The sequence below is a fragment of the Rudanella lutea DSM 19387 genome (assembly GCF_000383955.1).
GTDB classification, from domain to species: Bacteria; Bacteroidota; Bacteroidia; order Cytophagales; family Spirosomataceae; genus Rudanella; species Rudanella lutea.
Window position 1 is genome coordinate 3412117 of sequence record NZ_KB913013.1, and the last position, 22448, is coordinate 3434564.

General features: G+C 53.4%; 22 protein-coding genes. 8 read left to right on the forward strand and 14 right to left on the reverse strand.

Going from position 1 to position 22448, the window contains the following annotated elements; all coding sequences use genetic code 11:
- The first annotated feature begins 6 nt into the window (after positions 1–6).
- Positions 7–936 carry a hydroxypyruvate isomerase family protein gene (locus RUDLU_RS0114010; RefSeq protein ID WP_019989018.1) on the forward strand — a complete coding sequence of 310 codons (930 nt, stop codon included), beginning with the start codon at positions 7–9 and terminating at the stop codon, positions 934–936.
- Positions 937–998: 62 nt separating this feature from the next.
- Here RUDLU_RS0114010 and RUDLU_RS0114015 read toward each other — a convergent pair whose 3' ends face one another.
- On the reverse strand, positions 999–1307 hold the full coding sequence (locus RUDLU_RS0114015; RefSeq protein WP_019989019.1) for an isoamylase early set domain-containing protein: 309 nt from the start codon (positions 1305–1307) through the stop codon (positions 999–1001).
- Positions 1308–1458: 151 nt separating this feature from the next.
- The gene (gene pnuC, locus RUDLU_RS0114020; RefSeq protein WP_019989020.1) at positions 1459–2151 is read right to left on the reverse strand and encodes a nicotinamide riboside transporter PnuC; all 693 of its coding nucleotides are present in this window, start codon (positions 2149–2151) and stop codon (positions 1459–1461) included.
- 58 nt (positions 2152–2209) lie between these two features.
- On the opposite strand from pnuC, the gene RUDLU_RS0114025 reads away from it, so the two are divergent.
- The gene (locus RUDLU_RS0114025; protein ID WP_027303057.1) at positions 2210–3400 is read left to right on the forward strand and encodes a Gfo/Idh/MocA family protein; all 1191 of its coding nucleotides are present in this window, start codon (positions 2210–2212) and stop codon (positions 3398–3400) included.
- A 69-nt stretch (positions 3401–3469) separates the two neighbouring features.
- Here the strand turns inward: RUDLU_RS0114025 and RUDLU_RS0114030 are convergent, their stop codons facing one another.
- The 5 genes from RUDLU_RS0114030 to RUDLU_RS0114045 form a co-directional block, all read right to left on the reverse strand.
- Positions 3470–4123 carry an OmpH/Skp family outer membrane protein gene (locus tag RUDLU_RS0114030; RefSeq protein WP_019989022.1) on the reverse strand — a complete coding sequence of 218 codons (654 nt, stop codon included), beginning with the start codon at positions 4121–4123 and terminating at the stop codon, positions 3470–3472.
- A gap of 19 nt (positions 4124–4142) precedes the next feature.
- A complete protein-coding gene (locus RUDLU_RS0114035) occupies positions 4143–4736 on the reverse strand; it encodes an OmpH/Skp family outer membrane protein (protein ID WP_019989023.1) in 594 nt (197 codons plus the stop codon).
- Positions 4737–4739: 3 nt separating this feature from the next.
- A complete protein-coding gene (locus RUDLU_RS29685) occupies positions 4740–4970 on the reverse strand; it encodes a hypothetical protein (RefSeq protein WP_157580202.1) in 231 nt (76 codons plus the stop codon).
- Between the two features lie 72 nt (positions 4971–5042).
- Positions 5043–7586, reverse strand: a complete 2544-nt coding sequence (bamA, locus tag RUDLU_RS0114040) for an outer membrane protein assembly factor BamA (protein ID WP_211220237.1) — start codon at positions 7584–7586, stop codon at positions 5043–5045.
- Between the two features lie 143 nt (positions 7587–7729).
- Positions 7730–8467, reverse strand: coding sequence for an undecaprenyl pyrophosphate synthase (locus RUDLU_RS0114045; RefSeq protein WP_019989025.1), 738 nt, complete (start codon positions 8465–8467; stop codon positions 7730–7732).
- Between the two features lie 232 nt (positions 8468–8699).
- Here RUDLU_RS0114045 and RUDLU_RS0114050 point away from each other — a divergent pair, with 232 nt between their 5' ends.
- The 5 genes from RUDLU_RS0114050 to RUDLU_RS0114070 all read left to right on the forward strand — a co-directional run bounded on the left by RUDLU_RS0114050 (position 8700) and on the right by RUDLU_RS0114070 (position 13534).
- Positions 8700–9665, forward strand: a complete 966-nt coding sequence (locus RUDLU_RS0114050; protein WP_019989026.1) for a fasciclin domain-containing protein — start codon at positions 8700–8702, stop codon at positions 9663–9665.
- Complete coding sequence (locus RUDLU_RS0114055; RefSeq protein WP_019989027.1) at positions 9662–10738, forward strand: MBL fold metallo-hydrolase; 1077 nt, start codon at positions 9662–9664, stop codon at positions 10736–10738. The genes RUDLU_RS0114050 and RUDLU_RS0114055 overlap by 4 nt, the downstream gene beginning before the upstream one ends.
- Positions 10739–10854: 116 nt before the next feature.
- Positions 10855–11781 carry an FKBP-type peptidyl-prolyl cis-trans isomerase gene (locus tag RUDLU_RS27460; protein ID WP_019989028.1) on the forward strand — a complete coding sequence of 309 codons (927 nt, stop codon included), beginning with the start codon at positions 10855–10857 and terminating at the stop codon, positions 11779–11781.
- 235 nt (positions 11782–12016) lie between these two features.
- Positions 12017–12754 (forward strand): ferritin-like domain-containing protein, encoded by a 738-nt coding sequence (locus RUDLU_RS0114065; RefSeq protein ID WP_019989029.1) that lies wholly within the window; start codon positions 12017–12019, stop codon positions 12752–12754.
- Between the two features lie 12 nt (positions 12755–12766).
- A complete protein-coding gene (locus RUDLU_RS0114070) occupies positions 12767–13534 on the forward strand; it encodes a ferritin-like domain-containing protein (RefSeq protein WP_019989030.1) in 768 nt (255 codons plus the stop codon).
- A gap of 79 nt (positions 13535–13613) precedes the next feature.
- On the opposite strand, the gene RUDLU_RS0114075 is transcribed toward RUDLU_RS0114070, so the two are convergent.
- Both RUDLU_RS0114075 and RUDLU_RS0114080 read right to left on the reverse strand, forming a co-directional pair.
- The gene (locus RUDLU_RS0114075) at positions 13614–14837 is read right to left on the reverse strand and encodes an NADP-dependent isocitrate dehydrogenase (RefSeq protein WP_019989031.1); all 1224 of its coding nucleotides are present in this window, start codon (positions 14835–14837) and stop codon (positions 13614–13616) included.
- 180 nt (positions 14838–15017) lie between these two features.
- Complete coding sequence (locus RUDLU_RS0114080; protein WP_019989032.1) at positions 15018–17450, reverse strand: TonB-dependent receptor; 2433 nt, start codon at positions 17448–17450, stop codon at positions 15018–15020.
- A gap of 219 nt (positions 17451–17669) precedes the next feature.
- Here RUDLU_RS0114080 and RUDLU_RS0114085 point away from each other — a divergent pair, with 219 nt between their 5' ends.
- Positions 17670–19343 carry a peptidase dimerization domain-containing protein gene (locus RUDLU_RS0114085; protein WP_027303059.1) on the forward strand — a complete coding sequence of 558 codons (1674 nt, stop codon included), beginning with the start codon at positions 17670–17672 and terminating at the stop codon, positions 19341–19343.
- 231 nt (positions 19344–19574) lie between these two features.
- Here RUDLU_RS0114085 and RUDLU_RS0114090 read toward each other — a convergent pair whose 3' ends face one another.
- The 5 genes from RUDLU_RS0114090 to RUDLU_RS0114110 all read right to left on the reverse strand — a co-directional run bounded on the left by RUDLU_RS0114090 (position 19575) and on the right by RUDLU_RS0114110 (position 22391).
- Positions 19575–20060, reverse strand: coding sequence for an NADH-quinone oxidoreductase subunit C (locus RUDLU_RS0114090; RefSeq protein ID WP_019989034.1), 486 nt, complete (start codon positions 20058–20060; stop codon positions 19575–19577).
- A 28-nt stretch (positions 20061–20088) separates the two neighbouring features.
- The gene (locus RUDLU_RS27465) at positions 20089–20685 is read right to left on the reverse strand and encodes an NADH-quinone oxidoreductase subunit B (RefSeq protein WP_083940580.1); all 597 of its coding nucleotides are present in this window, start codon (positions 20683–20685) and stop codon (positions 20089–20091) included.
- A gap of 64 nt (positions 20686–20749) precedes the next feature.
- Positions 20750–21301 carry a hypothetical protein gene (locus RUDLU_RS0114100; RefSeq protein WP_019989036.1) on the reverse strand — a complete coding sequence of 184 codons (552 nt, stop codon included), beginning with the start codon at positions 21299–21301 and terminating at the stop codon, positions 20750–20752.
- On the reverse strand, positions 21298–21777 hold the full coding sequence (locus tag RUDLU_RS0114105; RefSeq protein ID WP_019989037.1) for an NADH-quinone oxidoreductase subunit A: 480 nt from the start codon (positions 21775–21777) through the stop codon (positions 21298–21300). The genes RUDLU_RS0114100 and RUDLU_RS0114105 overlap by 4 nt, the downstream gene beginning before the upstream one ends.
- Before the next feature lie 14 nt (positions 21778–21791).
- Positions 21792–22391, reverse strand: a complete 600-nt coding sequence (locus RUDLU_RS0114110; protein WP_019989038.1) for a porin family protein — start codon at positions 22389–22391, stop codon at positions 21792–21794.
- Between the last annotated feature and the right edge of the window lie 57 nt (positions 22392–22448).

The following is a 22448-nucleotide window of genomic DNA, read 5'->3' on the forward strand; positions in this document are numbered from 1 at the left end:
ACCTGAATGATTCGTCGCAATTTTATCAAATCGGCTGCCCTGGCCACGGCTTCGGCTGCTACAGGCACCACGCTGTCGGGAGCCGCTTTGGCCGCCAATCCAACCAAAAACAAGTTCAAACTTCACTACGCCCCGCACTTCGGGATGTTCGAAAACAGCGCAGGTAAAGACCCCATAGATCAGCTTAAGTTCATGGCCGATCAGGGTTTTACGGCGCTGGAAGACAACGGCATGATGGGCCGCCCGGTGGAGTTACAGGAGAAAATCGGCAAAGAGCTAAACCGCCTGGGTATGAAAATGGGCGTGTTTGTGGTCGATAAGGGTGGTAATTCGCAAAACTCGCTGGCGGCCGGCAAACAGGAGTACATTGATATTTTCCTGAACGGCTGCCGCCGGGCCGTTGAGGTGGCTAAGCGGTGCAACGCCAAATACATGACCGTAGTCCCCGGCGATTTTGAGCGTAACCTGCCCATCGGTATTCAGACCGGCAACGTAATCGATGCCCTGCGTCGGGGGGCTGAAATTCTGGAGCCGCACGGGCTCGTGATGGTACTTGAACCCCTGAGCGATACGCCCAATTTATTCCTGCGTACTTCCGATCAGACCTACGAGATTTGCCGGGGGGTAAACAGCCCGGCCTGCAAAATTCTGTTTGATGTGTACCACATGCAGAAAAACGAAGGGCATATTATTCCGCACATCAACTGGGCCTGGAACGAGATTGCGTATTTTCAGATCGGCGACAACCCCGGCCGCAAGGAGCCAACCACGGGCGAAATAAATTACAAGAATATTTTCAAGCACGTGTACCAGAAGGCCAAGGCCGAAAACAAAGAGTTTATCTGGGGTATGGAGCACGGCAACGCCCGACCCGGTAAGGAAGGCGAGCAAGCCCTGATTCAGGCCTACATCGAATCGGATAGCTTTACGGTGTAAGGGAGAGAAGGGAAAAAGGAGAAAGGAATAAGCCCTTTCTCCTTTTTCCCTTCTCTCTATTTTTACAGAACTACAACAGAGTTATCATCGGTCGAAACACCGCTTGCCACGTACTTGTCGGCGGCCCAGTCGTTCTCCCACTTTTCGCCATCGATCACAAAACGATACTGGTACTCTTTGCCCACGGGCAATTCAACGGTTGTTTTGTAAGAACCATCCTTCTGTTTCTTGAGGGGCTGGGCAGCTACGTCCCAATCATTGAAATCACCCACCAGAGACACAACTTTAGCGCCGTTGACAGCCTCAGCAGGCAGTTCAAACGTTACTTTAGCTACAGGCTTACTCTTGAGAAATTGTTTGGCCAATGCCATACGAATCGGTTGTTTGGTTCAATGCAAAATTATATACCTCGCAAACTAATAACCTAATTATTAGCTTATTAGAGACGTATATTCTTTTTATTATACAAATAGTTTTTTGTTAATTTATAAATTCTATCAAACTTATATCCTTATCTGGAGCTTAATGTGGCACGTCATCTAACTGTCTGTAAGCCTGATACTCGCGGGTCCAGAGCCAGGCACCCTGCAAGGCTACAAAACAAAAAATCAGGTACTCGGCCGCCACCAGCTTTACATCTTTCACGAAGTAGATGTACGTGAGCACAATGTCGACGACGAGCCATACATACCAGCACTCTACCCGTTTCTGAATCATCAGAAACGTAGCTACAACGCTCATGGTGGTCGTAAATGAGTCGATGTACGGGAAGGCACTCGGTTGGCTAAACAGTACCGGAAACAAGGTGTGCAGGTTGTTGGCAAACGTGCCCAGCAGCCCCGTGGCCAGCAACCCTGCCGACGACCAGATGACCAGTTGCCGGGTGGGTGTGCGGCTTATTTTCAGCTCGCCTACGTGCGCTGTCCCTTCCCGAATGGCTTCGTCGGGCTTGGGGTGGGTCCAGCGCCACCAGCCCTGTATGTTGGTAACCAGAAAGAAAACCTGCAAAAACATGTCGGGGTAGAGCTGAATCTGGTAAAAAAGGAAGAAAAACAGCACTACGCTTATCGCCCCAACGGGCCAGCTCCAGACACTGGCCTGGGTCGAAAGCCAAACGGCCACTCCGCCGGTCACAACCCCAAAAAATTCGAGGTAGCTCATTGGATACCCCCAAACGGTGAAGAAAATACTGCTGATGTCGAAAATATTGGGCATGAAACGTAAGAACCAGACGGAGGTAAGCCTTTTATGGGTGCAAATTACATAAACCATGATGCAAAAAATTGCCATGTTGGGGGGTGGCTTTATCGGCCGCTTCTATGCCGACTCACTGCACGGCCAACGCAGCCGCGACCAGGTGGTGGCTATCTACGCCCGTCGGGAAGAAACGGCCCGCAAATTTGCCGATGATTATGGCTGTTCGTTCTGGTCGACGAATATGGAGGAAGTGATTGCCCACCCCGATGTGAACATGGTGTGCATTGCTCTCCCGAATAATCTGCACGCACCCGCTGTTGAGTTGTGCGCCAAACACAAGAAAAACGTAATCTGTACCAAGCCCCTCGGCCGCACGGCCGCCGAAGCGCTGCGCATGATGCAACTGGTAGAGGAAGCCGGTATTTTCGGTGGCTATCTCGAAGACTTATGTTACTCGCCCAAATTTCTGAAAGCGCTCGAAACCGTCAAAAACGGAGCTTTGGGTCGTATTCTGTGGGCTAAGTCGCGCGAGACGCACCCCGGTCCGCACTCCGACTGGTTCTGGGATAAAGAGCAGGCCGGTGGCGGTTGCATGCTCGACCTTGGGTGTCATTGCGTTGAGATTGCCCGCAACTTCATCGGCAAAGATGTACGCCCGGTTGAGGTGATGTGCTGGGCCGCTACGCAGGTAAAACCGATTGATGCCGAAGACCATGCCATTGCCCTCGTGAAATATGAGAACGGGGCCATCGGGCAGTTTGAAGTAAGCTGGACGTTCAGGGGCGGTATGGACCTGCGCGACGAGGTGATGGGCACTGAGGGTACCATCTGGATCAATAATTTTCTGCGAACAGGCTTTGAAATGTTTACCTCTGGCAAGGCCTCCGATTACGTAGCCGAAAAAGCCGAATCGACCGCAGGGTGGTTGTTCCCGGTGGGCGACGAGGTGAATGACCTGGGGTACAATCACATGTTTACCGATATGTTTAGGGCTGTGGAAGAGGGCCGCGAGCCAGCCGAAACCTTTTACGACGGATACGTGGTCAACGCTATTCTGGATGCGGCCTACCGATCAGCCGAAACAAAGCAATGGGAACCGGTGCAACTGCCCGTATGGCGTGGCAAAGAGGGCCTCACCCAGCAGCAAACCCTGACAGAATACGATGCCGACCACTACCTGATCAAAGAAGAAGTGACCCATGACGGGCGGCACAAGGTAATCCTGAAAGAGAAAACGAGCGGAAAAATCGTGGAGCGCGATCTATAACTAAATCCCTCAAACGCACAACGCCCCGACCAGATGCTGGTCGGGGCGTTGTGTATGTATTCCTTAAGCTTAGTTCTTCTTGGGAGCCGGTGTGTTGGCCGGCGGAGTAGCCGTACCAGCGCCAGCACCTGCTTTGGCGGGTGTTGACGGAGCTGGCGTTACGCCCATTTTCTTCAGAACGATGTCAGTGATGTTGTTTTCTTCAGGCGCTACCAGCAGAATAACGGCTGTACCTGCACCCGCATCAAGGTTGAATACGTAGCTGTAGCCATTTTCTTTCGCTACGGCGTCTACGTTCTTCTGAATTTTCTGGAGTACGGGGTTCACCAGCTGCTGATACTTGTTTTGCAGCTGTGACTCGGCGTTGCGCTGAAACTCCTGATAGCGGGTTTGCAGACCCTGCAACTCCTTCTCACGGTCGGCACGGATTACTTCCGACATCTGAGCGGCTCCTTTTTCGTAAGCCTGCAGTTTGTCCTGAAACTCCTTCTCGAGCCGCTTCGCTTCGTTTTCGAGTTGCGTACGCTGGATGGTCAACTGGTTCTGGATGTCCTTTGCTTCAGGTACCTGCGACAAAAGGTAATCCATGCTTGTATACCCCAGCTTCAACGGGCCTGCAGCCGTGGCTGTAGTTACCGGCGTAGAGGCCTGGGCTTGTGCCTGAGCGCTGATACCACCAAACAAGAGAGCGGCTACGAACGCCATGACAATGTTTTTCTTCATTGGACTGTTTGTTTGTAATTTATTTAGGTTTTGCGGTTGATTGCGTTGCGGGAACAGCCGGATTCGGCGCGGCTGCGTTGTTTTTAGGTTTACTATCGGTATCGAGCCCCATTTCTTCCATCACGTAATCGGTGTAGTCGTGTTTGGGGTTCGTGTACAGCATGACAAAGTCACTTGCTTTGTCGAACAGGAAGTCAAGTTTTTTCTGAATGGCTACCTTTTCCAGCGCCCGGTTGACCCGTTCCATGGGTACCTTAATCAGCTCTTTTTTCTTCTGAAACAACAGGCCTTCGTGCCCGAAAATCTTATTGTTATAATCTCGGGCTTCCCGCTCCTTATCGCTGATGACGCGCTGCCGCTCGCGTTTCATATCGTCGGTTAGCAGAATCTCTTCGGCCTGATAAGCGCGCTGTAATTTTTCAATTTCGGCGTTCTTATCCAGAATCTCCTTCGACCACTTGTCGGCAAACTTGTCAATTTCGGTCAGGGCTTTCTGGTATTCCGGCATCTTGCTGAAGATAAACTCCGTATCTACGTAGCCAAATTTCTGAGCCGAAGCCGTCGAAGCACCGAAAAGAGAACACAATAATAACAAAAAGAGTCCTTTTCTCATGCGCTATTTATCGGTTTTTAACGGTGTTGATCTGTTTAAGAGATTGATTTTCAGGTAGAAAAGAGATGCTTTAGGGCGTTTCGTTGAGCCGGTAATAATCTGGCCCTGTAGGCGAGCTGCTTGTTCGATGGGTTGGATAGTCGGGCGGCTGGATGGTTTAATTTCAACCACAAAACCATGTCCATCCAGCTCGCCGACCATTCTCGTATAAAACGTTCGAACGGCACGAATCATGTACAGGAAGGGGGTAAATAATACCGGCGAACGCCCGGCTATACGCTTGCTTCCTGCACATGACCCGCTGAATTAACGGAACTGCTGACCGATGGTAAAGTGAAACTGACCGGTGTTGGCTTTCTGAACGCCCGGGATCGGGTCGAAGCCCCAGCCGTAGTCAATACCAATCAAACCAAAAGCCGGCATAAAGATACGGGCACCAACCCCCGCCGAACGCTTCAGATCGAATGGGTTAAATTGCTTGTAGCTGCCCCAGTTGTTGCCACCTTCCAGGAAGCCCAATACGAAGATTGTAGCCGAGGGGTTCAACGAAACAGGGTAGCGGAGTTCGCTCACAAACTTGTTGTACACAACCCCGCCCTGACTCGTTACGCCGGTACCGGCAATCCGGTTGTTGTCGGCCGTGTACACCTGCCGGTCAGGGTAACCCCGCAGACCAACGATGTCCTGCGCCAGGGCAAATACACCCTGACCAGCCAGACCCGAACCACCCAGTACGAACCGCTCAAACGGCCCGATTTCAGTACGGTTGTTATAGCTACCGAGGAAGCCCATGTGCGCACGGGCGCTCAGCACCAGCTTGCCAACCACGGTCTGATACCAGGTGGCATCGAACATCCATTTGTGGTACTCCACCCACTTAAACCGATCTTCAACTGGTGGCTTGTAGTCTTTCGGGCGGAAAACCGAGTACGGGGGCGTAAACGAACCGCTCAATGAGAACGATGAACCCGACCGGGGGAACTGTGGGTTATCGATGCTATTGCGCGACAGGGTTGTGTTGAACGTAAAGTTGTTCGACAAACCGTTGTTGTAGCCGTTGCCAAAGAGGGCAATATTGTTTAGGTCGTAGCGCTGGTAGGTAAGCGAGTGGCTCAGCGAGAAAAAGTCATCTGGCCGCTTCAGTTGTCGACCCAGGCCCACCGTGACGGCCACGTTTTTATAATCGCCAATGGCGGTGGCATTGCGGGTGCCGCGCGAAAACAGGTCAACCTGGTTAAACTGACGGAACACCGTACTGCTGATGCTCACCGACAGGGCGTTGGGCTTGCGGCCACCCAGCCAGGGCTCTACAAACGAAAGCGAATAAGTCTGGAACTGCCGACCATTGGCCTGAAAACGAATCGAAAGCCGCTGACCGTCGCCCGCGGGCAGGGGCCGCCAGGCGTTCATGTTCGTGATGTTGCGGGCCGAGAAGTTGTTGAACGTCAGACCCAGCGTACCTACGAAGCCGATAAAGCCACCCCAGCCACCCGATAGTTCGATCTGGTCCGAGGGCTTTTCTTCAACGGTGTACTCAATATCAACCGTACCGTCGTTTTGCGGTTGCGGGTTAATGCCGATTTTCTCGGGGTCGAAGTAGCCGAGCGTGGCCAGTTCGCGCTGCGTACGGATCAGCTGCGTTTTTGAGAACTTCTGGCCGGGCAGTGTCCGAATCTGCCGCATCACTACGTGGTCGCTCGTTTTGGTATTTCCGTTCAGAATTACCCGGTTGATGGTGGCTTGCTTGCCTTCAAATACCCGGATTTCCAGATCAATCGAATCCCCCTCAATAGCTTTCTCAACCGGTGTTGCGCTGAAGTACAGGTAGCCATCGTCCATGTACAGCGAGCTCAGGTCTTGCCCCGGAGTGCCGTTGAGTTTTTTCTCAAGGTCTTCGGTATTGTAAATATCTCCTTTGTTCACGCCGAGTACCTCGCGGAGCCGATCGGCCGTGTACAGGTAGTTGCCCTCAAACGAAACGTTGCGCACGTAGTACCGTTGTCCTTCGTTGAGGTTCAGAACCAGATCAATGGTGTTACCCCCATTGTTGATAATTGAGTCCGACTCAACAGCTGCATCCCGGTAGCCAAGCTTATTGTAGTATTCAATGAGCTTTTGCTTGTCTTCTTCGTACTTTTTGGGCACAAACTTCGAGGGGGTAAACAAACGGCCAAAGCGCATTTCTTTAGTCCCCTTCATTTTCAGCCGCACTTTGCTCTCTTCAACTTCCTTGCGGCCGTTGAGGGCAATGTGCCGGATTTTTACTTTCTCACCCTTGTCTACGGTCACCCGCATGGTCGCGTTGTTGCGCGCGCTGTCGGGGATCACGGTCGTTTTAACCTTGGTATTTAGGTAGCCCTTATCAACAAAAAACTTCCGAACAGCCAGTTGGGTGTTTTTGGTCACTGTGGGAGTAATAACCCGGCCGAGGTTCAGCTTCACTTTGTCTTTAAGCGACTCCTGCTCGCCTTTGCGGACACCCGCAAAGTTGACTTTCATCAGACGGGGGCGGTCTTTTACCTGAAACGACAGAAAGATTTTAGAGTCAGTCACGTTGGTGGCAAATAGCTCCACATCGTCGAGCAGGCCCGATTCCATCAGCTTCCGAATGGAGGAGCCAAGCGCTTCGCCGGGAATTCGAACCTTATCACCAATCTTCAAACCGGTAAGCGATACCAGCGAGTTGGGGTCCAGGTAGCGGGTACCGGTTACGGTGAGCCCGCCAATCTCGTACTCCTTCGGGTCGGCATAGTTGTTCAGGTCAGAGACCGGAGTAGCCGGAGGAGCGGTGGGTATACCTGCACCGATGCGCACCTGCGCCGAAACCGAAGCGGGAAACAACCCGACCATCAGAGCGATGGCCCCCAAAGCGGTACTTAGACTGTGTTTCACTTACTGAATGTTTATAGTTTGCTGTTTACAGGGCTCAGCGTGTGCATCAACAGTACTCTCGAAGCAGGAGCACTGAAAACGACAAACTGAAAACTGAAAACTCATTTTACAAGTTGTTCGCTGGTTTTGCCAAAACGGCGCTCCCGGCGCTGGTAACTCAGAATAGCTTCGTACAAATGGTTCTTTCGGAAATCGGGCCAAAGCACATCCGGCATGTACAATTCCGAATACGCCAATTGCCAGAGCAGGAAGTTACTGATCCGCATTTCGCCACTCGTCCGGATCATCAGTTCCGGGTCGGGCATGTTGCGGGTAGTCAGGTAGTTTCCAAACGTCTCTTCCGTGATACTATCGGGCGAGAGCGTTCCCTGCTGGGCTTCGGTCGCAATTTGCCGCACGGCTTCCAGAATCTCCCAACGTCCGCTGTAGCTCAGGGCCAACACCAACGTCAGGCCGGTATTGGCTTCGGTTGCCTGCATGGCTTCCTGTAGCTCTCGCTGGCAGTCTTTGGGCAGGCTTTCCGTATTCCCGATGGTACTGAGCCGAACGTTATTTTTCATCAGGGTTTTCATTTCTCCCCGAATCGTATGAACCAGCAACTGCATGAGGGCGTCAACCTCTAACTTGGGGCGGTTCCAGTTTTCGGTCGAAAAGGCGTACAGAGTCAGGTATTTAACACCCAACTCAGCGCATCCTTCTGTTACCTCCCGTACTGCCTGTATGGCGTTACGATGGCCAAATACCCGGGCAGCTCCCTGCTTCTTGGCCCAGCGTCCGTTTCCATCCATGATAACGGCTATGTGCTGTGGCAGATTGCTGGGATCAATGTGTTCCTCCATGCAGAAACCCTACTTTTAAGATAATTTAACAAGCTGTTACGCCGTTTATTAGGCGCTGAAAATGAAAGGGCAAAAGTACACAAATGTACGACCAATTGAAACAGGAGATTTCACTACTGAATAAATAGAGAATTCGTTTCTTTGGCCTTTTTTTAGCGGGTTACACAAATTTGGGCCCTCTTAGCATCTTTTTTGTTAGAAGTGGCTTATAACCGAAAACAACCTAACAATTATGCGTTCTACCCTGCGCGTCTGGAGTTCTGTGCTGAGCCTGTTGATGGTGCTCGGCTGTTTGATCGGCTGCGACAAAAGCACCGAAGAGGCTACCCCTAAGTCTGTTAGTGAGCTGATCGGGCAAGATGCCTCGTTCAGCCTGCTGCGTGCCGCCGTGCAACGGGCCAACCTGTCAGACGCACTCAAGGCCACTAACTTAACGGTATTTGCCCCGAATGATGACGCTTTCAAAGCGGCTGGCTTTGCCGACATTGCGGCTGTCAACAATGCCCCCGTAGCCCAGCTGGAGCGAATTGTGAAATACCATCTGTTCAACGGTATTGTGAAGTCTGATGCTCCGCAACTGGCCACCAACACGCCCGTGCAGTCGGTAGAAGGGGGTACCGCTTACATTTCGCGCATCAGCAGCGGAAGCGCCACGGGCGTCACCATCAACGGGGCGCGGGTGGTCAAGGCTGATCAGGAAGTGGCCAACGGCATTGTGCACACCATCGACCGGGTATTGCTGCCGCCCGCCACCAATATTCTGAGTGCGTTGCAGGCCGATCCGGCCAACTTCTCGCTTGTGGTGGCGGCTATCAACCGGGTGCCGCAGCTAACTGCCCTCCTGAGCGCGACCAACTCGCCCAACGGGCCCGTCACGATCTTTGTGCCCGACAATGCGGCTTTCACCGCTGCTGGATCGCCTTACACTTCGCTGGCGGCTATCAACGGCGCTACATTGACGGCGCTGACGAGCTTGCTCAGCTACCATGCCACCAACGGGCTGCTGTTTTCTGATCAGCTGACGGCCGGGCAGCTTAGTACCCTCAATCCGGCGTCGGCACGGCTCACCATCGCTATTACCAACAACGCCCCCACCCTGAAGGGGAACCAGAATACAAGCCCGGCGACGGTCAAGCGGGCCGATATCATTACCAACAACGGACTTATCCATGTGGTTAGTCAGGTGCTTCGCCCATGACCTTCCGCAACAGTATGCTCACACTACTGGGAGTTGTTATCATCATCGCTCTGGGAGCGGTAGGTGTTGGTTTTTGGGTGTCAGGGCCCCGGTACAGTGGGCCAATAACCGATCATTTCGACGGACGTGAGTTTCGTAACCTGCCTGATGCCAACGGAAAACCGGTTGAGGCCAAGGGGTTTCGGGAGGTTATCAGCTGGCTCTTCTCACGGGAGCGCAAAGAGCCCTGGCCCGCGTATCATAACGACCCGCCCGCCCCGGCACCCGCGCCACGCGTGGGGGGCGATTCGGTGCGGGTTACGTTTGTGAACCACTCCACCGTTCTGTTGCAGTTCGATGGTCTCAACGTGCTGACCGACCCGGTTTGGTATGAGAGGGTGAGCCCGTTTCAGTTTGCAGGCCCAAAACGCAACCGCCCGCCCGGAATCCGATTTGAAGATCTGCCGAAAATCGACCTGATTCTGCTGAGTCATAATCACTGGGACCATCTGGACATCGGGACGGTCGAGAAAATCTGGGCTCGTGACCAACCGCGGCTGGTGTGTCCGTTGGGGGTGAAGGCGTTTCTGGAGCAGAAGGGCTATGAGAAGGTAACCGAACTCGACTGGCGGCAGGCGTATATGTTCGACGCCAACACCACCATTCACTGTGTGCCGGCACAGCATTTTTCAGGCCGTGGCTTGTTCGACCGGAATGCGAGCCTTTGGGCGGGTTTTGTGATCGATAGCAAAGTAGCGGGCAAGCTCTACTTTGTGGGCGATACAGGGTACGGGCCGTTCCTGAAAACGATTGGTGAGCAATTTGGCCCGTTTCGGTTGGCGTTGGTACCCATTGGTGCTTTTAAACCGGAGTGGTTTATGGCCCCCATACACGTGTCGCCCGAGCAGGCCGTGCAGCTACACAAAGATGTACGGTCAGAACAAAGCGTGGCTATTCATTTTGGTACGTTTCCGCTGGCCGACGATGGCGAGGAGGAGCCCGTTGAACAACTCCAGAAGGCGCTGCAGCAGCATCAGATTGACCCGGCGCAGTTTCGGGTATTACGAAATGGCGAAGGCCTGACTGTCGACTAATTGGCAAAAGTTTTGGTCGGATGCCAACCCTTTTGCATTAAAACGGGTCCTGAATACGTATTTAGTTGCAGAGGGCCTTTGTTGGGGTCTGTCTGCTAAATCATAACGTTTAATCAATGAATCGTTTTTTTGTATTTCCGCTGGTTGCGTTGCTGTGCTCGATCGGCCTGATTTCCTGTATGTCCAACGATTTTGTGGATTCCAATCAGGTGGCAGCCGACAATGACGCCAGCATCCGTCAGTACATTACCAAGCAGTCTAATGCGACCAGCTACAGCATGTCGGCATCGGGTCTTCATTATGTTATTCTGAACCCAACGCCGACTTCGAAACTACCATCAGTTGGCGAAGAGGTGACGTTTTCGTACGTGCTCTATAACCTGGCGGATCAGGCTCTCGATAGCTCCAAAGCGAGCCAACTGCCTTCGTTTACGTTTGGGTTGAACGTATTGTTGCCGGGCTTGCAGGAAGGCCTTTCGTACATGCGCGTGGGTGAAACGGCCCGGTTGCTCATTCCATCGCACCTGGCCTACGGAAGTCAGGGGCAAACCTCACCCCCGGTGGCAGGTAATACCCCTATTCGGCTGGATGTGAAGTTGGTTAGCTCTCTCACCGAAGATCAACAGATTACGAACTACCTGAGCTCTACGGCGCTAACCAGTTCGCTGTCGCTAACGGCTCCTCCCACGGCTGTGCAAACGCCCACGGGACTGCGCATTATCAAAACCGTAACCAACCCAACGGGGGCTTCAATTACGGCCGGGCAGTCGGTTACGCTCAACTACTCGGGGCTGGGCCTGCGCTCACTGACGCCTTTTGACAAAGTAACGGATGGTTCATTCTCGTTTGTGGTCGGCCGTGATCAGTTTATTGCTGGCTTTACAGAAGGCGTACTTCAAATGCGGGTTGGCGAAAAAGCGACGATTATCTTCCCGTCTTCGCTCGGATACGGAACGCAGGGCTCCCGCAATGCGAGTGGCCAATTCGTTATTCTTCCGTACAGCCCGCTTCGTTTTGATATAAGCGTTCTGGGGGCTAAGTAGTAATACGGTTACAGACTTTATGCTGTGAGTAATTGTACTTCGTGTTATTGGAATATGAAAAAAGGAGGCATTAGTCTCCTTTTTTTGTTTTAGGTATTCGGTTTTGGGCCGTTCAATCAGGAAAGGTCACGAAATGGGCTTTTTCGTAAGTTAAAAAAATCCATGGGCGAAACTATTCCGTTGGTATGGGCAGCCAGCTGATACACAGTTGGCCTTACTTATCATCTTTTCGTTTATGGAAAACAAAACCAATCTACTTATCCGGTCCAAGACGGTGGATTCGGATAGCCGTCGTCGGTTTTTACGCTATGCGGGCTTCTCGGCGGCTACAGCAACCACTATTCTGGCCGCATGCGAGAATGCAGCGATGGAGCCCTCTACACTGGGCGAAGGAACGGGCGCCCGGGTTGCTGCCGACGGATCAATCGATCTGGGGTCGGGCGATGTGGGTATCCTCAACTATGCCTATGCCCTGGAGCAGTTGGAGTACGCTTTTTATGCGCAGGTGATTGCTACGCCCTTTTCGGGCATGAGCAACATGGAGCGCATGATTCTGACCGATATTCGGGACCACGAAAAAGCACACCGCGATTTTTTCCGGGCGGCTTTAGGTGCAGCAGCTATTCCGGCTTTATCCGCCAATTTTGGTGCCATCAACTTTAATGACCGGGCCAGCGTACTGAGCACTGCCCGCACGTTTGAAGACCTCGGGGTGTCGGCCTACAACGGGGCGGGTAAGCTGCTGAGCAGCCCCCTGAACCTGTCGACGGCCGGTAAAATTGTTTCGGTAGAAGCGCGCCATGCGGCCATCATTCGTGAATTGCTGGCCCCATTTACGACGTCGTTTGCCGGTGATGATGTGGTAACAAGCGATACGGGCCTCGACGTAGTCAACATGCCAGGCACCGTTCTGGCCGCTGCGCAGCCATTTGTCGTACAGACTATTACGGCCAACAATCTCCCAACCATGTAATCCCGGACAGACATGAATCTGCAAAACTTATTCAATGCTTTAGAAAACGTAGATCCTGAGATCTACGATCGCGTGAAGCACGTTTCACGCCGTCAGTTGTTTAGCTTCGGTAAAAAAGCCGCTCTGGTAGCTGCTCCGTTGGCCGTTGCTTCATCCATCAACAAAGCCTACGGGCAGTCGATGCCCGACCGTACGGTCGAGGTGCTCAAGTTCGCTCTGGTGCTCGAATACCTGGAAGATGAATTTTACCGGGTTGGCCTGAACACACCGGGTCTGATTCCGGGTCAGGACCGGCCTATTTTCGCCCAGATCAGCAAGCATGAGGCTTCACACGTAGCCCTGTTGCGTACGGCCCTCGGTGCGGCTGCCGACCCGAAGCCTAACTTTGACTTTACGGCCAAGGGGGCTTTCCCAACGGTATTCTCCAACTATCAGACGTTTACGGCGTTGGCCCAGGCGTTTGAAGATACGGGTGTTCGCGCCTACAAAGGTCAGGTCGCTAACATCGGTCAAGACCCTGTACTCGAAACGGCCCTGCGGATTCACTCGGTAGAGGCACGCCATGCGGCTCGCGTTCGTGTGCTGCGGGGCATGAAGGGCTGGATCTCGGGTATGGAAGGTTTCCCCGGTGCAGTATATGCCGGTGAGCAGGCCACCCGCGAGCGCGAAGTGGATGTACCCGGTATTTCGGGCGTATCGGCTATGGGCGTTACAGAGGCTTTCGATGAGCCGCTGACTAAAGATCAGGTGCTGGCGATTGCGCTCCAGTTTGTGCGCTAGCAGGCCCAACGATTTTGTCTGTCCATAAAAAAGGCAGCCCCGGACCGGGGCTGCCTTTTTTCGGATAAAACCGGGTGGGTTATGCCGACAGTTTGGCCTGCAACGCTGCGTCGAGAGCTTCGAGGAAGTCTTCGGTGTACAGGTAGTGCTCACCAGCCACCAGCTTCGTACCCGCCGGGAATGCCGACAGGGCCAGGTCTTTGGTCATCTTGCCGCTTTCCACAACCTCTACGCACACTTGCTCCAGCGCATCGGCGAAGTCGATCAGGGGCTGGTTGTTGTCCAACTTGCCCCGGAACGCCAGACCGCGGGTCCAGGCGTAGATAGAGGCAATCGGGTTGGTTGAGGTTTTGTTGCCTTTCTGGTACTCGCGGTAGTGCCGGGTTACGGTACCGTGAGCGGCTTCGGCTTCCATGGTGTTGCCATCGGGCGTAACCAGTACCGACGTCATCAGGCCGAGTGAGCCAAAGCCCTGCGCTACGGTATCCGACTGTACGTCGCCGTCGTAGTTCTTGCAAGCCCATACAAAGTTACCTTCCCACTTCAGGGCCGAGGCCACCATGTCGTCGATCAGACGGTGCTCGTACTGAACCCCTTTGTCTTTAAACTCGGCATCGTAAACCTCCTGGAAAATGTCTTTGAAACGGCCGTCGTATTTTTTCAGGATGGTGTTCTTCGTTGAGAGGTACACCGGCCAGCCTTTTTGCAGACCCATGTTGAAACAGGCTTTAGCAAAGCCACGAATCGACTCGTCGACGTTGTACATACCCATAGCAACACCAGCACCCTTGAAGTTGAACACTTCATATTCCTGCACGGTGCCGTCTTCGCCTTCAAACTTCATGGTCAGCTTACCAGCGCCTGGTACCAGAAAATCGGTAGCGCGGTACTGATCACCAAAGGCGTGACGACCAACGATGATTGGGGCGGTCCAGTTGGTTACCAGACGGGGTACGTTGTTCATGACGATAGGCTCGCGGAATACGGTACCGTCCAGAATGTTGCGGATCGTTCCGTTGGGCGACTTCCACATCTGCTTCAGACCGAATTCTTTTACGCGGGCTTCGTCGGGGGTGATGGTCGCACACTTGATACCTACGCCGTATTCCTTGATCGCGTTGGCCGCATCGATCGTTACCTGATCGTTCGTTTCATCGCGGTATTCGATACCAAGGTCGTAGTACTTAATATCAACGTCAATGTAAGGCAGAATCAGCTTGTCCTTAATGAACTTCCAGATGATGCGGGTCATTTCGTCGCCATCCAGTTCGACAACCGGATTCGCCACCTTAATTTTTTCCATGCGAATTGTTTATAAAGAATTGGGAACGAAGCAAAAAATCGTCAGGCAGGGGTTGCCTGTGCGGTGCAAAAGTAGTGAATCAAAGGCAGACCCGCCAACCCCCGGCTAAAGTCGGCACTAAATGACAACAGGCCCCTGACCGAAGTTGGAGCCTGCTGCAAACGGGTTAAGGGAGTGTTGTTAAAATTTGTAGGTCAGTGTGGTGAGCAACTGCCGGGGCGGAATAGGCATAATGCTGTACCGGTCGTGAATGAGGTAGTTCAGCGTATTGGTTAGGTTCGAGACCTTCACCAGCAGCGATACGTGCTGGTAGGTGTACCCGGCCGTCAGGTCGAAGGTGGTAAAGCCGCTCAGCGGAATCAGCCGGCTGAATTCGGGTGTTTGCCCAACCGTATTGTTGTTGCCGCCGAAACGGGCACCCGTGTAAAAAGCCGACGCGCCGAGTTTGAGTCCCCGCAGCGCGGTGCGGTCGAGGGTGTAAAATACCGTAGCGTTGGCCGTATGGGCGGGGTTGTTGGTGAGCCGCTCGCCCAGCACCGGAGCGCCCTTCACATTGGCACTGCGGGTGTAGCGCATGTAGTTGTAGCCGTAGCCTGTGATGAAGAAGAAATTTTTGGAGAGGTTGCCTGTAAAGTCGACCTCCAGACCGTCGCTCGTGGTTTGGCCAGTCAGTTCGCGCACGTTGGTATCGGTATTGGGTGTGCCGTCGAGCTTGAACGGGGCTATCTGGGCAAAGTTGCTGTTGATGATCCTGTACACGCCCAGGTTGGCTGTAATCCGCCCGTTGAACAGCTCATTTTTTACCCCCGCTTCAAACTGATCGACAATGGACGGCGCCAGGGCCTGTCCGTACACATCAATCCCGCTATTGATGAGGAAGTTGTTGGCGTAGCTGGCAAATACCGTATTGCTGGTTGTAGGCTGATACAGTACGGCCACTTTGGGTGAGAATGCCCGGTCATAGCGCGCGGCAGCCGCACCGGGCGTAGTGGTTTGGTTACGGAGGTTCAGAATAGAGGTTTGCCCCGTTTTCTGATACGACCAACGTAAACCCGCCAGTACCTTAAACTTCGTGCTAAGGCTAATCAGATCCTGTACGTATGCGCCGAACCGGAGCGAGGGGGCCGTGGTTTGGCTGATGGCAGTAGCCATAGGAATATCGGTTCGGGCTTCGTACTTGGCCGGGTCGAGGATGTTGATTTTGTCGTAGGTAGTTACGCCCACGCCGTTGCTGGTGATGGTAAACGAGTTGCTTACGCTGCTGATCTGGATCCAGTCGGTTCCAACCAGTACCTGATGTCCAATGCCACCCGTACTGAACCGCCCGTTCAGATTCAGTTGGCCCGTATAATTATATTCTTCGGTTTTGGTGCGGCTCAACTGGCGGTTCCAGTCACCGTTTGCCAGTACGTTGTTGTTGGGCACTCCTGCCCCGTAGGCACTTACCAGCGTGCTTTGGGCCGATGTGATGAGGTTCAGTTTCAGGCGGTCGCTGAAGCTGTGGTCTACATTGACCGAGCCGCTCGTTTGCTCCAGGTTGTTGTACGCCCAGCGGGTGTTGATAAACCGCGACCGCGGAATATTGGTCGGAATAACGGCGTCCTGATTGGCGTTGAGAGCCCCCACACCATTGTCGGGCGTCAGGTTTGATTTGAGGTAGTCGCCCTGTACGAGTATCGTTGTTTTCTGACCGAGCTTGTACAAAAGTGAAGGGTTTACGTACAGTCGATTGGTTTTTACCACATCCCGGTAGCTGTCAGATTTCTCGTACGTACCCACTATACGATACGCCAGGTTCCTGCTGATGGGGCCGTACACATCGACAATAGGTTTGTAGAGATTATAGCTACCGTACCGCATCGACACCTCGCCCCCAGACGTGAACTTCGGCTTCTTGGTGACCATGTTGATAATCAGGCCTCCCGAAACATTGCCGTAGAGCAGGGCCGCGCTCCCCTTGAGCACCTCCACCGATTCGAGGGTGCTGGCTTCCGGGAAACCCGCGGAGTTGGTAATGGTGCCGTTTTTGAAGATGCTACCGGCGGCTCCGGCAATACCGATGCTGTACCCGCGCGCCGAGAAGGTTTCGGCTACCCCGCCCCGCTGTTGTGTGAGCGACACTCCGCTCACGTTTTTGATGGCATCGCCCAGCCGCGAGATCTGCTGGTTCTCAAGCACCACCCGGTTCACAATTCCGCTCATCTGCGGCATGTCGAGCGGGGTAATGCCAGCTTTCCCAACCGAAACCGTTTTGTTGTACCCCGTCACAACCACTTCGCGCAGTTGGGCCGTGTTTTCGGTTAAGGCAAGTGTAACCGGTGTAGCCTGACCGGCCTTTACGGTGATTGTAACTTCCTGCGGTTGAAGGCCCACATAGGTGGTGCGGAGTGTGTAGGTGCCGGGGGCAATGTTTCTGAGCAGAAAGGAGCCGTCTTCAGCCGTAGTCGCGCCTTTCCGTGTCTCTTTCAGCTCTACATTGACAAACGCGACCGGTTTGCCATCGCTGCTGGTTACAACACCCCGAATAGCACCAGGCACTTGTGACGATACCGGAGAGATGCTTGACCAAAAGAACAATACAAAGAGGAAGGTAAATGTATATATAGACTTCATTATTTAGAATTGTTATAAACAGTGCAAAGGTATGTCGGTGGGTTCGGTATTCAATATTTATTTAGACAAATTATTAATAAACTTTTTGGAGCCATTCTATTTGTGAAGGTAGCCAGAGCTATAAGCTGGACGAAAGCTTTGTTTTTATATTGCTGAACCTATTTTTACTCGGATAATAGATTGTTAAAAGGGGTGTGTAACCTATAAAATTCGGAATCAATGCAAAAGTTATATTGGCCATTGTTGGGCATGATGCTATTAGTGCCTGTCTTATCACTCGGGCAAAAAAAGAAGGCTCTTTCTTCAAAAGATCCTATTGAAAAGCTCAAGTTAGAGGCCGTTGCGGCTGTTGAAGCCCGGAAAGTACAGGCGCAGCAAATCAACGATCAACTGTTTAGTTTTTCGGAATTGGGTTTTCAGGAAGAAGAAACCTTTACCTACCTGACCGGGCTTCTGGAAAAAGAAGGATTCACCGTTCAGAAAGGGGTTTCGGGTATGCCTACTGCCTGGATTGCCACCTGGGGCAGCGGTAAACCTGTGATTGCCATCGGCTCCGATGTTGATTGTATCCCGAAGGCAAGTCAGAAACCGGGCGTAGCTTACAAAGATCCGATTATAGAAGGTGCACCGGGCCACGGTGAAGGGCATAACTCAGGGCAGGCCCTCAATATTGTAGCTGCGCTGGCCGTAAAGCAACTCATGGAGCGCGACAAGATTCCGGGTACGCTCATGATTTGGCCGGGCGTAGCCGAAGAATTGGTGGGGGCTAAGGCGTTTTACGTGCGCGACGGCTACTTCAAGAACGTGGATGCCTGTATCTTCACCCATGTGGGCAACAACCTGAACGTGTCGTGGGGCGATGCGGGTAACAATGGGCTGGTGTCGGTCAAGTTTACGTTTGAAGGGTCGGCGGCTCACGCGGCCGGGGCGCCGTGGCGAGGCAAAAGTGCGCTCGATGCCGTAGAACTGATGAATATCGGCTGGAACTTCCGGCGCGAGCACCTGGAGCTGAGCCAACGTTCTCACTATGTTATTGCCGACGGGGGCGATCAGCCAAACGTAGTGCCCTCTAAGGCGGCTGTCTGGTATTACTTCCGGGAGCGAAGCTACCCTAAAATTAAGAAGCTCTTCGAAACGGGCATCAAAATGGCCGAGGGAGCTGCGTTAATGACCGACACCAAGTTTACCTACGAAATTCTGGGGTCGGCCTGGCCGGGGCATTTCAACCGGCCCATTGCCGAAGCGATGTACGGAAATATTCGGCAGGTAGGATTGCCGAGTTGGTCGGAGGAAGATCAGTTACTGGCCAAAGCGAGTCAGATGGAGTTGCAGGCGCTCAACATAAAAGGACTGGCTACCAAGCTCGATACCATCGGCCTGCCCGCCGAGTTGGCTCCTCCGACCCGTATGATGGGGGGCGCTACGCTCAACTCAAACGCGGGTTCCGACGATATCGCCGATATTTCCTGGTCGTTGCCGACGGTGGTGCTCCGCTACCCGAGCAACATTCCCGACCTGCCGGGGCACCATTGGAGCAATGCTATTTCAATGGCAACGCCCATTGCGCACAAGGGAATTGTGGCGGGGGCCAAAGTAGAGGCTATGACTTTGATCGATTTGCTGCTCAAGCCTGAGATTATCAAAAATGCCTGGGCTTACTACAAAGATGAGCAAACAAAAGAGCAGAAATATACGCCCCTGATTTCCCCTAAGGAGTTCCCGGCGACGTACCTGAATCAGAAAATCATGGCTGAGTTTAAGCCGAAGCTGAAGCCGTTTTACTACGACCCGTCGAAGTACAAGACCTACCTGGAACAACTGGGTATTCAGTACCCAACCCTGCGCGACGATCAACGGGCGGCTCTAAAGCAACAGGAGAGTAAAGGGAAGTAATTGGGGCTAAACGAACGAGAGTTAAGGAAGATAGCTGACGCGTGGGCTTTCGACAGGCTCAAGCTGACTACGAGCTTAAGAGTCGCAGGTCAGCCTGAGCCTGTCGAAGGCCCGTGCGTCAGCAACTATTTATGGTACAGATATTTGTAATGCATATCGTCCATGACTCGCGTAAATAACTAAATAGGCTGACCGATGCATCGGTCAGCCTATTTAGTTATAGAGGTAAACTTATTTATTCGCGATTCCGTGATAAAAATCCGGCTCGACATAATCGGTGCGGAGCGGATGGCCCTCCCAATCGGTGGGCAGCAGAATCCGGCGCAGATCGGGATGGTTTGTAAACCGGATACCTATCAAATCGAAGGCCTCGCGCTCGTGCCAGTCGGCGGTGCGCCAAAGGTGGCTCAGGGTAGGTAGTTCGGGTAATTGGCCTGTTGCGGTATGACGCGGCAATTGTACCCGTACCATGAGCGTGTGCTCGTACGGAATCGACGTGAAGTTGTAAAAAACCTCCATCGTGTCGGCCTGCGGGCCGTTGTCAATGGCGGTCAGACAGGCCAATTGATCGAAAAACAGGTTCTCGTCGTCGCGCAGAAACGTACACAACCCAACCAGCTGATCGGGTTCAACGCTCAGGTAGGGTTGCGCATTCGTGCTGTTGACCGTAACCGGAAAACGGGCCTGGATCAAATCGACAAGTTGGGCAAACGTCATGGGGGCGAACGGGTAAGGTACAGTCAAATTAGCTGGCCGTGGGTTCGGGTGCGTCGGGCAGGGGAGACAGATTGCCGGGCGATGGCTCCTCATCGCGCTGAGAGAGCGCCGAAACAGGTTTCGGGTCCGGCTGTCCGCTCGTGAGTGGCTTCTCGCTTTTTATCTTTTCCTGTAGTTTCAGAAAACCATCAATCAGGGCTTCGGGGCGCGGGGGGCAGCCCGGCACGTACACATCAACCGGAATAATTTTGTCCACTCCTTTGACCACATGATAGCCGTGTTGCCAGTAGGGGCCTCCGCAATTGCTGCACGATCCCATCGAAATTACATACCGGGGCTCGGCCATCTGCTCGTACAGCCGCCGAATCCGGTCGGCCATTTTGTAGGTCACCGTCCCCGAAATAATCATAATGTCAGCCTGCCGGGGCGAAGGCCGGGGAAAAATCCCAAAACGTTCCAGATCATAACTCGACGCCATCGATTGCATCATCTCGATAGCGCAGCAGGCCAGGCCAAACGTCAACGGCCATAACGACGATGCCCGCGACCAGTTGAGGAGGTCTTCGGAGTGCATCAGCATAACGCCGGGGTCGGCTGTTTTCTGGTTTGGCGCAGAGGAAGTCATGAGCTCGTTGTTTTAAAAAATAACGCCAGCCGAAAGGCAAAACGTTCTGTTTGGGCCGGGAGAATTATTGCTCACGAAACGGTGGGTCTTCGGCATATGCCCGCGTGAAGGGGCGCAACTGGCGCTCCAGGCTCAACACCCGGTCGTCGGTGTCGGGTGGGCGAATCTGCTGCCGGGTAGCCCCGCCCAGCACTGAGCCCAGAAAGGCCCCCGATGCCCCGAGTGTGGCGGCCGATAGCGCAATGGAAAACCCCGCCATAACCGGCGAGCGAAACGCGCTTTTTCGGCTGCTCTGGTAAGCCAGATACCCCCCCAGGGCTGTTCCGATAAGGGCACCCGCCCGGATAGACCGGCGTTTGTCGATCCGCCGAATGACCACCCGCTGAACCTGTTCGAGCGGTACGATGTATGAATTCAGGCGTGTTCCTCGGAAATAAAGCGGGTCAGAAAGGACAAACGTGAGCGATCCATTGATTACCTCGTCGGGCGTACCGCGAACCCGGCCTCCATCGGTCAGGTACACAATAGCCTGATACGTAAGTGGAGCGGGCCGTTGCGCTACAGCGAACGACGATAGCAAGACCGAAACCAGAAACGAGCTGACCAGCCGAATCATGGTTTTGGACGGCTACTATACTTCTCATTGACCTGCCCATACAAAGAGGGCGGTACTTTGGAGTCGGTGGTTGGCAGTTGGGGTTGGGGTTTTACCCAGTCCAGGTAGCCCTTGGCCCAGGCATAGGCCAGTCCGAGAGCCAGTAGCCCTACAAACAAAAACGCTTCGGTCAGGGCAAACCAGCCCCACAGGCCATCGGTTTGGGCAATAAGGCTACGCTGACCAAATACCGTGGCCCACGGAAACAGAAAAACCAGCTCGACATCAAACAGGACAAAAATGAGGGCAACCACGTAGAAACGGGCGTTGAACTGAACACTGGCGTTGCCAATGGGTTCTTCACCCGATTCGTAGGTGCTTAACTTCTCCGGGTTTGGACGATCGGGCCGCAGAAAACTGGCCAAAAACAACACCCCGCCGATGAACGCAAACGCGGCCACAATGAACAGGAAGATGACGCCAAAATCGGAGAGCATAAGCGGGAACGAGGTTATTTCTTCTTGTAGAAGTTGTACACAATCGACAGTTGCAACACGCGGTTGCGATAGTCGACGTTGAGAGCCGGGTCGGAGGGGGGCGCTACGTTTTTCAGGCCGTAGATGTACCGGAGCTGAAGGCTGAACTTGTCGAGCATATCCAGAAAATCGTAGTGGGCACCTACGGCAAGACCAATGTCCTGCTTACGGCCGGGGCCGTTGGGCGTATCAAAGGCATAGCTAAACTCAGGCCCGAGTTGCAGGGTGATGCCCTCGGTCGGAATATAGCCGAACATTACCGGCACGCTCAGGTAATTGAAGTTATTACGGGTGGTTTGGCGGCCGCCTACCCGCTCGGTCACAAACGTGCCTCCTTTCAGGCTGATCAGCACTTCGGGCTGAATCACAAACTGATTGAGCCGCAGCCGGTACATGCCGCCCAGGTGGTAGTCGAATTTCCGGCGGGGGCTGTTGGGGGTAATGCCCGAAACCCGCAGAGTCGTTACAGAAGGACCGGCTTTGATACCGAAATGGCCCGAAATGTTAGATTCCTGGGCTACTGCCAGGAAAGGGCAAGTCAGAAAGAAAAGAATGAGGAGTCGAAAAATGCGCATGAAAACGGAGTTGAAAAGTCATTGACCTTTCAGTAACGAGTTGATAGGCGCAAAATT

Coding starts and splice junctions, on each gene's coding strand:
- RUDLU_RS0114010 (WP_019989018.1), top strand. CDS start 7: ATGATTCGTCGCAATTTTATCAAATCGGCTGCCCTGGCCACGGCTTCG.
- RUDLU_RS0114015 (WP_019989019.1), bottom strand. CDS start 1,307: ATGGCATTGGCCAAACAATTTCTCAAGAGTAAGCCTGTAGCTAAAGTA.
- pnuC (WP_019989020.1), bottom strand. CDS start 2,151: ATGCCCAATATTTTCGACATCAGCAGTATTTTCTTCACCGTTTGGGGG.
- RUDLU_RS0114025 (WP_027303057.1), top strand. CDS start 2,210: ATGCAAAAAATTGCCATGTTGGGGGGTGGCTTTATCGGCCGCTTCTAT.
- RUDLU_RS0114030 (WP_019989022.1), bottom strand. CDS start 4,123: ATGAAGAAAAACATTGTCATGGCGTTCGTAGCCGCTCTCTTGTTTGGT.
- RUDLU_RS0114035 (WP_019989023.1), bottom strand. CDS start 4,736: ATGAGAAAAGGACTCTTTTTGTTATTATTGTGTTCTCTTTTCGGTGCT.
- RUDLU_RS29685 (WP_157580202.1), bottom strand. CDS start 4,970: ATGATTCGTGCCGTTCGAACGTTTTATACGAGAATGGTCGGCGAGCTG.
- bamA (WP_211220237.1), bottom strand. CDS start 7,586: ATGGTCGGGTTGTTTCCCGCTTCGGTTTCGGCGCAGGTGCGCATCGGT.
- RUDLU_RS0114045 (WP_019989025.1), bottom strand. CDS start 8,467: ATGGAGGAACACATTGATCCCAGCAATCTGCCACAGCACATAGCCGTT.
- RUDLU_RS0114050 (WP_019989026.1), top strand. CDS start 8,700: ATGCGTTCTACCCTGCGCGTCTGGAGTTCTGTGCTGAGCCTGTTGATG.
- RUDLU_RS0114055 (WP_019989027.1), top strand. CDS start 9,662: ATGACCTTCCGCAACAGTATGCTCACACTACTGGGAGTTGTTATCATC.
- RUDLU_RS27460 (WP_019989028.1), top strand. CDS start 10,855: ATGAATCGTTTTTTTGTATTTCCGCTGGTTGCGTTGCTGTGCTCGATC.
- RUDLU_RS0114065 (WP_019989029.1), top strand. CDS start 12,017: ATGGAAAACAAAACCAATCTACTTATCCGGTCCAAGACGGTGGATTCG.
- RUDLU_RS0114070 (WP_019989030.1), top strand. CDS start 12,767: ATGAATCTGCAAAACTTATTCAATGCTTTAGAAAACGTAGATCCTGAG.
- RUDLU_RS0114075 (WP_019989031.1), bottom strand. CDS start 14,837: ATGGAAAAAATTAAGGTGGCGAATCCGGTTGTCGAACTGGATGGCGAC.
- RUDLU_RS0114080 (WP_019989032.1), bottom strand. CDS start 17,450: ATGAAGTCTATATATACATTTACCTTCCTCTTTGTATTGTTCTTTTGG.
- RUDLU_RS0114085 (WP_027303059.1), top strand. CDS start 17,670: ATGCAAAAGTTATATTGGCCATTGTTGGGCATGATGCTATTAGTGCCT.
- RUDLU_RS0114090 (WP_019989034.1), bottom strand. CDS start 20,060: ATGACGTTTGCCCAACTTGTCGATTTGATCCAGGCCCGTTTTCCGGTT.
- RUDLU_RS27465 (WP_083940580.1), bottom strand. CDS start 20,685: ATGACTTCCTCTGCGCCAAACCAGAAAACAGCCGACCCCGGCGTTATG.
- RUDLU_RS0114100 (WP_019989036.1), bottom strand. CDS start 21,301: ATGATTCGGCTGGTCAGCTCGTTTCTGGTTTCGGTCTTGCTATCGTCG.
- RUDLU_RS0114105 (WP_019989037.1), bottom strand. CDS start 21,777: ATGCTCTCCGATTTTGGCGTCATCTTCCTGTTCATTGTGGCCGCGTTT.
- RUDLU_RS0114110 (WP_019989038.1), bottom strand. CDS start 22,391: ATGCGCATTTTTCGACTCCTCATTCTTTTCTTTCTGACTTGCCCTTTC.